Raw genomic sequence first — 13,492 nt, 5'->3', positions numbered from 1 at the left:
GTACTATTATTTATGAACGAACGTATGCCCATTTTAAAGGTATTTAAGAAACCTCATCACTCCTCTACCCTAAGTTTACGTGGATTATTCCATTCTTTTTTGGCAGCAATAGTAGTAATGGCTTTGGCCTACTTCATTCGTCCCTTCGGCCTAAAGAGTCTGGAAGCAGAAGAATGGACAAATGTGGTGATAACTTTAGGCGGAATCAGTTTGGCCCTGATGCTATTAACTCAGTTCCTACTCCCTCTTTTGATTAAAGATTTCTATTCAGAGTCTTCCTGGACTACAGGAAAACAATTTACTCAGTGGTTAATCATGTCTTTCCTGATATCCTTTGCCACTACTTACTATTTAAGCACAAAACAGTTAGCTAACTTTCCAGTAGCGGGCCTGGCTCTTTTTGGCATTACTATACTACCGCTTGCTATTGCGTCGGTGTTACATCAAAGATATTTGGACAGTAAGTTTGAGCGTTTAGCAGAAGAAAAGAACGAAGAAATTCGCAGAAAATCTGTGGTTGCATCTGAGAACCCATTGAATATTTTGGCTTTCAGATCCGCAGGGGAAAAACTTAATTTGATTCCTAACCAATTGATCTATGTAAAGATTGGAGATCAAGCAGAGTTCTATTATCAAAACTTTTTGGGAATAGAAAAAACAAAACTTCCAATTGGGAAAGAAGCTATTTTAGAAGAGCTAAAGGATCATCCGCAATTTGAAGTATTCCAACAAGACATTATCATCAATGTGAATGCCATCCAGCAGATCACAGGATCTGCCAGAGGCTATGAGGTTCAGATTGCAAGAATCAATGAAATGGTGCAGATATCGCACAAAGACAAGAAGAAGATTGATCGTCTATAAGACTTTCATCCATTTATCCTGGGCTTTCATAACCCATTCTATCACTTCCCTTACCGCTCCCTTTCCTCCGGGGGCGGTAGTTATATAAGCAACCTTCTCTTTAACTTCTGAAACAGCATCTGCCGGACAACAAGCCAGAACCGGAAACGCTTTCATCAATAATAAATCAGGAATATCATCTCCTATAAAAAGCACTTCTTCCGGCTTTAAACCTACCTTATCCAGGTATTCTTGCATGACTTTAGGCTTTTCAGCTGTACCTACATTAATGTATACATCCTGAATACCTATGGCATTCATTCTCTTTACTATGCTTTCCTGTTTACCACCCGATATAACGGCTAAATGATATCCACTTTTAACGGCCATTTGGACAGCATATCCATCCCTAACATTAAAGGTTCTCGTTACATCATCTTGGGTGACGGTCAATGTAGCGTCTGTAAAAACCCCATCCACATCAAACACGAAACCCTTAATCCTTTTTACCATTTTATTTTCCTTTATTCAACTCTTCTTGCCACTTTTTCAATTCCTCCCATTTCCCGTCTCTGGCTAAGGCACCTTGCCTAGGCCAGGTAGTAGGATCATGGATCTGGAAACGAGAACCGCCTGTCTCTAATATAGCTTTCAACTTCTCTACCGGAGTATTCGCTAAATCTTCAAAGGAATAGATACCGGAATTATTGAACAATTCCTCAATCTTAGGACCAATACCCTCTACGATCTTTAAGTCGTCCTTTTTCACTTTTGGTTTCTCCACCATTGGGGCAAAACCTGTAACGCCTGTAGCTACTTTACTCTTTCTACAAGCTTCTAGTTCAGACTCCAAAAAAGTAGTTCTATCCGTAAACTGCCTCCTCAACTTTCCATTTTCGCTTTCCAACTGAGAAATTCTGTAGTACAATTCCTCTGTATGGTCCTTAAGCCTACCCGCTAACCAGCGACTAATCAACCACCACAGAATTCCTCCCAGAATCAGAAGGAAAAGGAGCAAGTCCCAGGGAAAATTGGTTAATAAGCACTTTACGTTTTCCATTTCTATCTCTTTAAAAGTCTGATTGATACCCTTCTATTTTTCTGCATACCCTCCGGAGTGTCATTTCCGGCTATTGGCTCTGACTGCCCCTTGCCTTCCACTTCAAGGCTTTCAGCACTAAAACCTTCTGCGCTCAAAATCTCCTTAACCCGATTACCCCTCTCCAAAGACAGATTCAGATTAGATTCCTCCGTTCCCTCATTATCTGTGTGTCCCGTAAGTACAAGCCGCTCTCCAGGATTCTCCTCCAAGTAATTTTTTGCCAAAGATAACCATTCTTCCAGTTGAGGCGTGCGAATTATTTCAAGACTTGCCGATTGAAAATAGATATCCAGAGGTTCAAAAAGTAACTTTTCTACTTCTGTAGGTTCTGGTGCAGGCGCTACAGCAGGTACTTCAAGCACCACATCCCTATCTATATCACACAAAGGCTTTCTGTATGTATTCCAGAGGATACAATACAGAATTGCACTGATCAAAATCGCCAAAAATCTTATCATGTTCTAACTTACCGGTACTTAAAAGTAAAGGCATTTTAAGATATTTCAAACTTTTAGCAACAGTTTTTGAGGATAACGAAATGCCCAATTATCTAAAATAAGTAATGATCTAACATGATGATATGGACATTTCCAAAGTCCTACCTTGTCATGTTGCTCCAGCTTATTACCGCTAGAATCTACTCCCCAATACCATTCCCCGTTTTCACAGATCAATGCATTTTCTATCCACTTCCAAAGCATTACAATTTGGTCTAAGAAATATTGATCTTCCGTAGATTCATAAGCAAAAAGGCATCCTAACATTGCTTCCGCCTGTACCCACCAATGCACCTCACCATTCTCCTCTCGCAATGCCGGAATCCCTATACCCATAGAAGCATAAGCCAGAGAATTACAGGCTATATCAATGTCTTTGCCCAGTACTTTTCCGGCCTTACGTAGTAGCCAAGATGTTTCTATGTCATGCCCCAAAGAATAAGAACCCTCACTCCAGGCCCAATCTTTATCGAAGAACAACTGCAAGGTATCTTTCCAGATAATTTTATCCCGAAAAATGGAGAATAAATCTTCCAAAGCCTGCTTGATTTCAGCCCCCTTTTCCAGTTCGAATAATTCCGTATAAGGCTCCAATACGTGCAAATGGGTATTCATGCTTTTATCTCTTCCAGGGCTAATGATATGATCTTCTATCTTGTTCCAAGCCCTGTCGAAAGCTTCGAAATAACCCGGATTCAAGGGATCTTTACACTTACTTTCCAGAAGGTGAAAGACTTCTAAAGCCTCCTCCAGAACCTTCGAATCCTTAAATGCCTTATAGTATTCTATCAAACCATACAAGTAGAACCCCTGCGCATACGTCTGTTTATGGGTATCTAAAGGAATGCCGCTTCTGGTCACCGTCCAAAAAACTCCTCCGTGTACGGGGTCCCAGAAATGCGACTTCAAATAGGTATAGGCGCGCTCCGCCATATTTTTGTATTCCTCTTTGGGTTTCCAATTATAGGCTGCGGAAAAGGCCCAAAGAATCCTAGAATGAAGAACAGACCCTTTTGGAGCGAAGGGGTCTATTTGATTGTATATATCAATTCGTCCATAAAATCCACCGTACTTTTCATCTTTGGTATACTGTATCCAATAATCCAAAATTCTTTCCGCTTCTATACCCCAAATTGTCATAGACCTTTATTCTTGTCGATTAATTGATTCAAACGTTCTACGGAAGTTCTACTTCTTAAGCCATCAGCAGGAGTATTTTTACAATAATCTACTAATTTTTCAATGGTACTGGTGGCTACATGTAGTCGGGTATCTGATGAAGCATAATAAATATATACTTCACCACTAGGAAGGGCAATCCATCCGTTTGAGAACAAGACATTAGATACGTCTCCTATCCTCTCTTCTCCTTCCGGAGCTAAAAAGTACCCTGCAGGCTTATAGATAACTTTATCTAGTTGATGCAGATCTGTCATAAACATATAGAGTACGTAGCGTAAACCCGCAGCCGTTTGACGTACCCCATGCGCCAGATGTAACCACCCCTCTTTCGTTTTTATAGGGGGCGGTCCTTGACCATTTTTTGATTCTGAAATAGTATGGTATTCCTTACGATCCAGGAGAATTTCCGACTGAATAATTGCATTTTCAATATCATCACAGGTTCCAAGTGCAATACCCCCTCCGGATCCTGCTTCTAAAAATCCATCTTGTGGTCGGGTATAAAAAAGATACTTACCCTGGTAAAACTCAGGATGCAGGACTACATTTCTTTGTTGAGGCGAAGGGGTAATGAGGTCAGGTAAGCGTACCCATTTCCGCAGATCCTTTGTCCTAACTATTCCACATTGGGCAATGGCAGAGGACTCGTCGCCCGGAGCTGCGTTCGGGTCTTTTCTTTCTGTACAGAATAATCCGTAAATCCAGCCGTCCTCATGAGGGGTGAGGCGCATATCATACACATTAATATCCGGCTCCTCAGTCTCAGGAAGTAGAATAGGGTAATCCCAAAAGCGGAAATTATCTATGCCATTGTCGCTCTCCGCTATCGCGAAGAAAGACTTCCTATCCTTCCCTTCTACCCTGGCCACTACTAGGAATTTATTGTTCCAAAAAAGTGCTCCGGCATTGAAAATGGCGTTAATCCCGAACCTCTCCATGAGATGGGGATTAGATCTAGCATCCAGGTCATACCTCCAGAAAGGAGGAATATGTTCAGAAGTGAGCACAGGAAATTTATACCGGCTCACCGCTCCATTTCCAAATGGAATCTTCTCATTAGGTCTACGAATCAATTCTTCATACAGACCGTGAATGGCAGTAAATCTTTCCGCGAAATTCATTGGTTAGGGAGTTTTTTATACCAAGTAAAAAAAAGGGTAACGACACAAATTCCGAGCAAAAGGCTCGTGATAGCAACTTCTTTCCACATCCACAGCACTAGGAAAACGGGCAATGCCGTAATGGCAGTCTGTGCCAAAATACCTAAAGTCACATTTCCCATATCCTTCTTAAAATCAGGATTAGGCACAAAGTCCGGAGAATCTTTTCTTACTTCCTCCTCTATGGGCTTCCAGAAGCCCCAAGGATTTACTTGACTGTAAAAGGCTTTTAAGGTATTCCGATCAGTGGGCGGAGAAGAATAAGAACCCAGAACTCCACCCAAAAAGGACAGTGCTAAAATCAATGGGAAGTAGTATAACGGAAGTGTATCCGGGAAAAGATAAGGAAAAACCATGGCGCAAAGTATTCCTACAGCCATACCTACGGCATATCCTGTTCCATTAAACCTCCACCAATGCCATTTCAAAACATTGGCAGATATAAAACCGGCATATAATGCTCCTACTATCCATTGCAATATGCTATTGACATCTTTGGCAAAAAGGCCAAGGAAAATACTAAGCAACACAACACCCAAACCGGAGAGAAAATGAACCTTTTGCAGGTTTCCCTTTCTATCCTTTTTGAACTTTAGATAAATATCATTTACGATATAAGCTTGTGCTGCATTTAGTGTTCCGGCAAAGGTGCCCATGAAAGCAGAAAGTAATTCCACCAGGAACAATCCTAACAATCCTGCGGGAGCAAATTTCAAAATAGTAGAAGGTAAAATCTTCTCAAAATCAACTTTTCCACTAGCCGTTTGCAGATCCAGTTGGGGATAATATAATAGTGCCAATACGGTGAATCCTATGATCATCAGATATCTGGTAGGAAGTAGAACCACATTGACAAACATGCTCATCAAAGCTGCCTCTTTGGGATTGCGGGTAGACAAGATCTTTTGCATGTCATAATTAGGAGCAGGGCCGGCTAAGCTGGAGAGTATCCCTTTGGTAAACATCAAGGTAAAAAACAATCCAAAAGGATGAAATCCATCCTCCTCTATCTTTTTGTTTACTTCTGGCAGAATCCCCTCCCAATTCACCCCTAAGTCCCACTGAAAATGTAAATCCTTCCATCCTTCTGGAACAATCAAATCATGCGTTCTCAACTCACTAATGGCAAAGAGTGCGATGCAAAAAGCTCCAAGGGCCATCAAGGAATATTGGACCAAATCTGCCCAAACTATACTTGACATTCCACCTAGTATAGCGTAAAACACGGCAAAGAGGGTGAAAATTATCCCGTAAAAATGTGGCACAAAGTCCGCAGGTATGCTAAAAGGCAAAAAAGGGGATATGGAGGAAAACGGGATGAAAATCTCTACAAACTTCCCTAATCCTATAAAGCCATAGGCCATAAAACTGAGACAACTCAGCAAGGCAAAGACGATGATAATCCTTTGGGCGCCCGTAGCCCTCTTCCCGAATCGGGTCTCCATCCATTCAGCACCCGTAGAGGCATTTGACCTTCTTAACCAAATGGACAAATACACAAACATAAATACCTGATTGAATACGGGCCATAGCCAAGGCAACCAGATGCTTTTGACCCCATATACAAACATGATAGAAACCATCCAGATGGTGCCGGAAATGTCAAACATTCCCGAGGCATTTGATATTCCTAATAACCACCAAGGAAGGCGCTTCCCTCCCATGAGGTAATCCTCTTTCGTCTGCCTAGACTTTTTACGTAGTAGAATACCGATTCCGGTGACGCAAAGCAAGTAAGCTGCGATAACTGCAAAATCCCAAAAATTCATATCAGCGGTAAATACCTTGTATGCCATTACTTAATATCAGCTTCCCTGACTTCAGAACCTCTTTGAAATCAGCTACACTGCCCTGCCCCGGATAAGGAGCATAATAATGTTTATCATATCCATTTCGCCATAGCAGTAGATAGCTAGGCCTAAAACCATCAAGTGCCGGCACCACTACATTACTCCACCAATCCTTCTCGGTGATCTGCTCTAAACCCGTTTCTGTTATAGCATACGGTTTCTTTTTCTCCGTGGACAATTGATCCAGTATACTCAACATACTTCTTAACTTATGGACAAAGGCGGTATTACTTTCAGGGGCATTCCGGTGATAAGTATCCACTCCTAGTAAATCCACATACTCATCTCCAGGATATCTTTCCAAATAATGTGCTTTATCTCTAAACACGTCTGTAGAATAAGCTATAAGAATGTGGTTCAGCTTTTTCTTTTGGAATAAATAATCCACGGTTAGCTTCCAAAGTGCCTTGTATTCATCAGGTGTGCAATGGTCCGCTCCCCACCAGAACCAGGACCCTGTATGTTCATGAAAGGGTCTAAAGATAACTGGGATATAGTTTCCATCTGAGGTTTTCAAATCAGACAGGAAGGCCGCCACTAAATCCAGCCAAGATAGATACCTGCTTTTGACCTCAGGATCCTCCAAGATCTTGGATACCGTTCCTGGCACATGGTCCCAGGAAGTTTTTTCAGGATTCACTGGATTATTGAGGTGCCAGGAAATAGTGCTAAATCCACCTCTCTCATAGGTCTGGCGAATATGAACCTTCATATCTTCAAACGGCACCTGATCAAGATTATGCGAAGTTCCCAATTCAATTCTTCCTAAGTCTAAACCTAGAACTGCGGGAAATTCACCGCTTACAGAATGGATATCGCTTCTATCCTTTTCTCCTATCCATCTACTACCATCAGCATTCAAGCCATAGGCCAGAGCATCCTGGTGACCCAGAAATACCCCTTTGCCTTCGAAATTTCGAAGATTCTGGTATAAATTTTTTGTAAGAAGAGTAGGTATAGGGTGTATCTGACACCAGCCTTTTGCTAAGCAAAGGAATAATAATATAAACGATTTTTTCATAGGAGAAAAGACGGGCTCCGTAGAGCCCGTAACTTATTTCACAAAAATCAAATCATCAAAATGGAAGATCTCATCTTGAGCATCAGGTCCAGGAATCCAGAAGCCCAATTGGAAGAACGGTGTTCCTTTTTCCCACAATTTAACTTCCGACAATGGTATTTTAAAATAGGTCCATTTTCCGGCAGGAACATTTAAAGGATAAGATCTATCTCCATTACCAAAACCTCCGGCTCTCATATCTCCAGTCAGGTAAAGGGTATAATCCTGAGAAGCTCCCTTGATCCATACGGTCAAATACTTCCAATCTTTATTTTCCTCAACTCCCGGCCACCAATTGGCAAAATTGATCAAATGCCAGTTGCCTTTCTGATAGTTTTTGTAAATAGATTTCGAACCGGTCTTTGCCTCTGCATCTGTAATGGTGCCAGGATCTCCCCAAGATCCGTCTCCAAATCCTTCACCGTACGCATCTGTAAAGATGACGAAGGCTTTGTCCAGATTGACAAACTCTTGAGTAGTCTTAATAGGCCCTGTCGCGTTTATGATATCCAATGCAGACCTTTCTACATTGGTACTCTTAAACTTGATGGTCAAACTTGTCTTGGTTTTAGACACGATGTCTATAGATTCATTTGTACCTGCAAACCGAACGGTATGTACATCTTCCAGGTTAAGACCTGTTATGGTTATCTCAGAGCCTGCACTGAAGTTGTAGTTACTCACGTCGTAAATCACAGGGAAGGCCAGTACCCTAAGGTCAAAGCTTTGACTAACCCCGTTGCCATTTGTCAGAGTAACTTTTTGAGTTCCTCCCTGGGCCTCCAAAGGCACTCGAAACATGAAGACACCCTCTGTATTTAAGGTTGGCTGAAAGCCTGCAGGCACTTCACCTTTCTCTAAAACTACAGAGCGAATATCTCCTAAGCCGGAACCTTTTACCACCACTAACTCTCCTCCGGAAGCACTATCCGGAAATACGCTGCTTATGGATAGATTCCCTGGTTTAATACCGGGGGTTCCATCAGTATCCTCTGTACAAGACCAGGTCAATGCCAGAGCTGCGAATAGGAATAATAAACTATATCTTTTCATGGTAAATTAATCATTGTAATAAGGTACTGCAGGTCCCAATAAGGCCGGGGCCTGAACGGTTTCAGACGCAGGAATAGGAAGGTACATTCTATCTTCTGTGAAGTTGGTAATATATACCGGACCTCCATCATAACTTCCCCTATTCTGTTTGGATATCATTTCTTTGGCTTTAGCAAACCCTTGTCTTTGGATATCAAACCAATAATCTCCTTCAAATGCAAATTCCACTCTTCTTTCCTTTAGAATATCATCTAAAGTAATGGAAGTCTTGGCAGGTAATCCTGCTCTTGCTCTCACACTATTAAAGGCAGCTAATGCTGCGGCATCAGAGGTAGAAGCTGCTGTTCCCAAAGTAGCTTCAGCAAAGATGAGTAAGACATCTGCATAGCGAAGTAGAACCACGTTGTTACCGGAATTCTGTCCGTTCACTGCTTCACCACCAAAGCTCTTTCCGGGACCGGCGAAGTACTTCGTAATGTTAGATCTAACCGCATTCTTGATTCCTCCTGCCGTTTCCGGTTGAAGGGTATCATAGCGGAATCCATTTGCCATGAACGCATTATACTCAGGCGCATTAGGACGCTGAGGTTTCCATTCCCTCTTTTCCCAACCGTGCTCCATCACTGACCATGCTCTACGCTTATCTCCAAATTCATAGGCCGCTAGGATATCTAAGGAAGGCATATACATGCCCCACATGGCCGCTTCAGCAGTCTGCAAATTAGATGGTCCCCTATCCGGATTTTTCAGGTTACCTGTACCCCATGGGTCTTGAGCAAATTGATGCTGAATGGAGAACATGGTTTCCGGATTATTGTTCATAGCCACTTTAGTAAACATGCCGTAGTAATCATCTACTAGTTGGTATTTACCGGACTGAATCACCTCTTGAGCTTTCTGCTTAGCATTAGCATAGTCTTTAGTGTACAGATATAACTTTGCCAGCATACCTTTCGCGGAACCTTTGGTCAGCCTACCGGGCTCATCGTTTTCAGGCAAACCTGCTTCAGCCATTATTAATTCTTCCCTTGCAAAGCGCAACACATCGTCTTTGAAATAACGCGGGATATCAAAATTTCCGGAAAGCGTAACGGCAGCAGGGTCTGTGATGATGGGAGCATCTCCCCAGATTCTAGCGATATAGAAGTACACCATTCCTCTGATAAAGTGACATTCTGCAATGGCAGGATCTAAAAATGCACCACCTCCCGAAGCCTTTTTGGCTTCGAAAGTATTGATCAGAATATTGGCGTAACCTATAACCTTATAGAATGCTTTCCATGCAGCACCTATACGTTGGGATGCTGCGGAATAAGTCATATTCAGATATTCTGAATCCTCATAGGTAAACATATTACCTGACATTACATCACCTATGGCATCTTGTGCACGGCTTTCGAAATCCCTCCAAGGAAGTCCACTGTACAGTGTACTGGTCGCATTTCTAACCTCGGTCTCTGTATTATAATAGTTACCTGTAGTAGTACCGGATAAACTTGGTCGCTCTATGAAGTCAGAACTACATGCATTAAGCAAGAGTGCGACAAACATTAGACTCAATATTTTTTTCATGTTCGTTTCAAATTAAATGTTAGAATTCCACGTTTGCGCCAATGGTAAAGGTTCTAGGATTGGGGTAGTGACCCATATCCACGTTCATCAATCGGATATTGTTATTGAATGCTCCGATCTCCGGATCGTATCCGCTGTATTTGGTAAAGGTGTGAATGTTCTGAACAGATCCATAAACCCTCACATTCACCTTCTTCAATAGATGTGCAGGCACTCTATACCCTACCGTTACATTTTGGATTCTCCAGAAGGAGGCATCCTCCACGTATCTATCAGACATGGCCGTGTTATTCGCATTCGTGTTTGTAAACCTAGGTAGGGAACCGTTAGGGTTAGATTCAGTATATCTATCCAAAACCGTCTTTAACTGGTTAGACCAAGCACTATTCAGACCTTCGATCTGCCAACGCAGGAAGTTATAAGCTTTGGCACCATAGCTTCCTTGTAGAAAGACAGAGAAGTCAAAGCTTTTATAGTTTCCGGAGTTAGTAAAGCCCCAGGTGAATTTCGGAAGTGGACTACCTATGTAAGTCATATCCTCCGCATCTATCTTCTTGTCATTATTTATATCTTTAAACCGAATGTCTCCTAACCAGGTTTGCGCAGGATCAATGATGTATCCGAATTGAGGCAGGCTATTATCAAGATCTGCCTGGGTACGGAAGATGCCGTCTGTTTTCAATCCCCAGAAGGAACCTACAGGTCTGCCGGGCGTGGTATGCGTGATCAAGTAATTATTGTAATATACCCTACCGTCTAAAGCAGATGCAGCACTGGCAGCCTGATCATAATTATTCTTAAAATGTGTGAAGACCAGATTACTTCTCCAGGTAAAGTTCTCTTTACTCACATTAACAGAACTAATACCTAGATCTACACCGGTATTGGTCATTTTACCTGCATTACCCAGTGGTGCCTTCAGATCATCCCAAGCATCACCTACGCCTATTAAGGTAGGTCCGGTTAAGAAGATGATCATATCACTGGTAACCTTCTTATAAGCGTCTACCGTTAAATCCAAACGCCCCTTTAGAATGCCAAGATCCACCCCTATGTTTGAGGTCTTTACCGTTTCCCATTTCAAATCCGGGTTAGGAATACCCTGAATCATATTGGAAGTACCAAATCCTACCGGTCCGGTGAAGAACTGTACGGCTCCTACATAAGCCGGGTTTGGAGCCCCTCCGGGGAAGTTTTGGTTACCCACTAATCCGTAGCCTGCCCTGATTTTCAAATGGGTGTTAGGAAGCGCTTCTTTCATGAAGGATTCGTTAGAGGCAGTCCAGCCCACTGACACACCTGGGAAATAACCCCAACGGTTATTAGGTCCGAAGTTCGAAGAACCATCCGCTCTAAAGCTGGCAGAAACGGAATATCTGTCCTTGTAAGTATAATTAGCTCTGGCAAACCAGGACTCCATAGCCCAATGTCCCTTACCACCGTTGAGTCCCCATGTAGTTTGATCAGCTAAACCCGTGTTTAAGTCCATGATGTTAGCTTGCAAATCAACTTTTGTGCCACCAATAGCCTGCCAGTACGACATCTGCGCCTGGTGACCTAGAGTAGCATGGAAACTATGACCATTGATCCATTTTACGTAATTAAAATAATTAGTCAAGGAATAGTAGTAATTATCTGATCTATTGTCGATCAGTTTACTTCTAAACGTCTCTCCACCCACATTTCCAGCTTTTTGGAAAGCTATATTATTATCTAGTCCTAAAGAGAAGGAAAGTTCATTCCTCAAACTCAAACCCTTTAGTAAGGTCAATTCCGCAAACACGGACCCAAAGGCAGTGGTAGAGGTTTTTGTGTTACCTCTGTACTGACTGTTTCCTACCAAGTTAGCATTACTGTATCTGATGCCTCCCACAGTATTTCCACCTCCCCAACTTCCATCAGGATTTTTCAGAGGTACCAAAGGGCTGGTTACAGCTCCCCACCAAATGGTACTTTCAGCGGCGTCTGCCAGAGTAACGTTTTGAATACTTCTAGAGGCATTTAGGCTCATTCCTACTTGAGCCCAAGATTTTAGTTGGGTATCAAAACTCAAACGCGTAGCATAACGCTCGAAATCTGAACCTATCAATATCCCTTTGTTATTGAAGTAGTTGAGCGATACATAATAATTTGTTTTGTTTTGACCTCCGGAAAAGCTCAACTGATGGTTTTGTATAGCCCCTTTTTGGAACATGGCTTCCTGCCAGTCAGTACCTTTTCCTAGTAAGCTTGGATCAGCAAACTCTTCTGAAGGAGTAATTCCAATGATAGGAAGAATCTCATTCTGGTAACGAGCAAATTCCTGGAGGTTCATTAGATCCAGTTTTCTAGCCACCTCAGATACTCCAAAATAGGTTTCATAGGTAATTTTACCTGTACCTGCTTTCCCTTTTTTGGTAGTGATCATGATTACACCGTTTGCGGCTTGAGAACCATAAATGGCCTGTGCAGAGGCATCTTTCAGCACGTCTATGGATTCGATGTCATTCGGGTTTAACATGGCCATCACAGAGTTACCGGTTTGACCATTAGATCCTCCCAAACCGTCATAACCCGTGCTATTACTGGTATTACCATTGATGAAAGGTACTCCATCAATCACAAAGAGAGGATCATTACTATTGATAGAAGTTACTCCACGAACTTTTACGGAAACTCCTCCTCCGGGCTGACCACCATTACTGGTTACCGTTACACCCGCAGCCTTACCCTGTAATAATTGGTCTATACCAGCAGCGGGCATATCTTTTAATTCCTGAGCTTTTAAGGAGGTAATGGATGAAGTGATGTCTGACCTCCGAGCCGTACCATAGCCCACCACTACTACCTCTTCCAATGATCTGTCAGAGGATTTGAGGGTCACCTCAATTTTAGATCTGTTTCCTACTCTAACTTCCTGAGAAATCATCCCTACGAAGCTAAAGACCAGTATAGAAGATTCAGACACAGGGCTAAGGGTAAATGAGCCGTTGATATCGGTCATCACACCTTGTGCACTGCCTTTGATAACTACGGAAACACCTGCCAAGGCTTCTCCGTTTTCGTCCATTACCTTACCGGTGACTCCTTGCGCCCAGGCCATACCCGTAGACAGCAAAAGGATTAGCACCATAAGGGGCCATTTGAGTAAAAATTTCCTCATCTTTTATGTTTAGGTTAAATATTGTACAAAA

At 42.4% G+C, this 13,492-nt stretch carries 11 protein-coding genes; 1 reads left to right on the top strand and 10 read right to left on the bottom strand.

The annotated features are described in order from the left end of the window. Positions 1 to 12: 12 nt before the first annotated feature. Positions 13 to 864, top strand: a complete 852-nt coding sequence (locus tag LBYS_RS17155; RefSeq protein ID WP_013410107.1) for a hypothetical protein — start codon at positions 13 to 15, stop codon at positions 862 to 864. Here LBYS_RS17155 and LBYS_RS17150 read toward each other — a convergent pair. Genes LBYS_RS17150 through LBYS_RS17105 form a run of 10 tightly spaced genes read right to left on the bottom strand, consistent with a single transcriptional unit; the run spans position 859 to position 13,461 of the window. Then, entirely contained in the window at positions 859 to 1,356 is a 498-nt protein-coding gene (locus LBYS_RS17150) for a KdsC family phosphatase (RefSeq protein ID WP_013410106.1), read from the bottom strand. The genes LBYS_RS17155 and LBYS_RS17150 overlap by 6 nt on opposite strands. Before the next feature lies 1 nt (position 1,357). Beyond that, on the bottom strand, positions 1,358 to 1,903 hold the full coding sequence (locus LBYS_RS17145; protein WP_013410105.1) for a helix-hairpin-helix domain-containing protein: 546 nt from the start codon (positions 1,901 to 1,903) through the stop codon (positions 1,358 to 1,360). 2 nt (positions 1,904 to 1,905) lie between these two features. Then, positions 1,906 to 2,403, bottom strand: a complete 498-nt coding sequence (locus LBYS_RS17140) for an OmpA family protein (protein ID WP_013410104.1) — start codon at positions 2,401 to 2,403, stop codon at positions 1,906 to 1,908. 45 nt (positions 2,404 to 2,448) lie between these two features. Beyond that, on the bottom strand, positions 2,449 to 3,582 hold the full coding sequence (locus LBYS_RS17135) for an AGE family epimerase/isomerase (protein ID WP_013410103.1): 1,134 nt from the start codon (positions 3,580 to 3,582) through the stop codon (positions 2,449 to 2,451). Then, a complete protein-coding gene (locus LBYS_RS17130) occupies positions 3,579 to 4,745 on the bottom strand; it encodes a glycoside hydrolase family 130 protein (protein ID WP_013410102.1) in 1,167 nt (388 codons plus the stop codon). The genes LBYS_RS17135 and LBYS_RS17130 overlap by 4 nt, the downstream gene beginning before the upstream one ends. Beyond that, complete coding sequence (locus LBYS_RS17125; RefSeq protein ID WP_013410101.1) at positions 4,742 to 6,580, bottom strand: sodium:solute symporter family protein; 1,839 nt, start codon at positions 6,578 to 6,580, stop codon at positions 4,742 to 4,744. The genes LBYS_RS17130 and LBYS_RS17125 overlap by 4 nt, the downstream gene beginning before the upstream one ends. Further along, the gene (locus tag LBYS_RS17120) at positions 6,555 to 7,655 is read right to left on the bottom strand and encodes a glycoside hydrolase family 26 protein (protein ID WP_013410100.1); all 1,101 of its coding nucleotides are present in this window, start codon (positions 7,653 to 7,655) and stop codon (positions 6,555 to 6,557) included. Before LBYS_RS17120 ends, LBYS_RS17125 begins: the two co-directional genes overlap by 26 nt. A gap of 33 nt (positions 7,656 to 7,688) precedes the next feature. Then, positions 7,689 to 8,747, bottom strand: a complete 1,059-nt coding sequence (locus tag LBYS_RS17115; protein ID WP_013410099.1) for an IPT/TIG domain-containing protein — start codon at positions 8,745 to 8,747, stop codon at positions 7,689 to 7,691. Positions 8,748 to 8,753: 6 nt separating this feature from the next. Continuing rightward, positions 8,754 to 10,319: a RagB/SusD family nutrient uptake outer membrane protein gene (locus LBYS_RS17110; protein ID WP_013410098.1), complete on the bottom strand. Its 1,566-nt coding sequence runs from the start codon at positions 10,317 to 10,319 to the stop codon at positions 8,754 to 8,756. Between the two features lie 19 nt (positions 10,320 to 10,338). Then, positions 10,339 to 13,461, bottom strand: coding sequence for a SusC/RagA family TonB-linked outer membrane protein (locus LBYS_RS17105; protein WP_013410097.1), 3,123 nt, complete (start codon positions 13,459 to 13,461; stop codon positions 10,339 to 10,341). Between the last annotated feature and the right edge of the window lie 31 nt (positions 13,462 to 13,492).

The sequence above is a fragment of the Leadbetterella byssophila DSM 17132 genome (assembly GCF_000166395.1).
In the GTDB taxonomy this organism is placed as follows: domain Bacteria; phylum Bacteroidota; class Bacteroidia; order Cytophagales; family Spirosomataceae; genus Leadbetterella; species Leadbetterella byssophila.
This window is presented reverse-complemented; position numbering and strand designations above follow the sequence as displayed.

Coding starts and splice junctions, on each gene's coding strand:
- LBYS_RS17115 (WP_013410099.1), bottom strand. CDS start 8,747: ATGAAAAGATATAGTTTATTATTCCTATTCGCAGCTCTGGCATTGACC.
- LBYS_RS17145 (WP_013410105.1), bottom strand. CDS start 1,903: ATGGAAAACGTAAAGTGCTTATTAACCAATTTTCCCTGGGACTTGCTC.
- LBYS_RS17105 (WP_013410097.1), bottom strand. CDS start 13,461: ATGAGGAAATTTTTACTCAAATGGCCCCTTATGGTGCTAATCCTTTTG.
- LBYS_RS17125 (WP_013410101.1), bottom strand. CDS start 6,580: ATGGCATACAAGGTATTTACCGCTGATATGAATTTTTGGGATTTTGCA.
- LBYS_RS17150 (WP_013410106.1), bottom strand. CDS start 1,356: ATGGTAAAAAGGATTAAGGGTTTCGTGTTTGATGTGGATGGGGTTTTT.
- LBYS_RS17135 (WP_013410103.1), bottom strand. CDS start 3,582: ATGACAATTTGGGGTATAGAAGCGGAAAGAATTTTGGATTATTGGATA.
- LBYS_RS17155 (WP_013410107.1), top strand. CDS start 13: ATGAACGAACGTATGCCCATTTTAAAGGTATTTAAGAAACCTCATCAC.
- LBYS_RS17130 (WP_013410102.1), bottom strand. CDS start 4,745: ATGAATTTCGCGGAAAGATTTACTGCCATTCACGGTCTGTATGAAGAA.
- LBYS_RS17140 (WP_013410104.1), bottom strand. CDS start 2,403: ATGATAAGATTTTTGGCGATTTTGATCAGTGCAATTCTGTATTGTATC.
- LBYS_RS17120 (WP_013410100.1), bottom strand. CDS start 7,655: ATGAAAAAATCGTTTATATTATTATTCCTTTGCTTAGCAAAAGGCTGG.
- LBYS_RS17110 (WP_013410098.1), bottom strand. CDS start 10,319: ATGAAAAAAATATTGAGTCTAATGTTTGTCGCACTCTTGCTTAATGCA.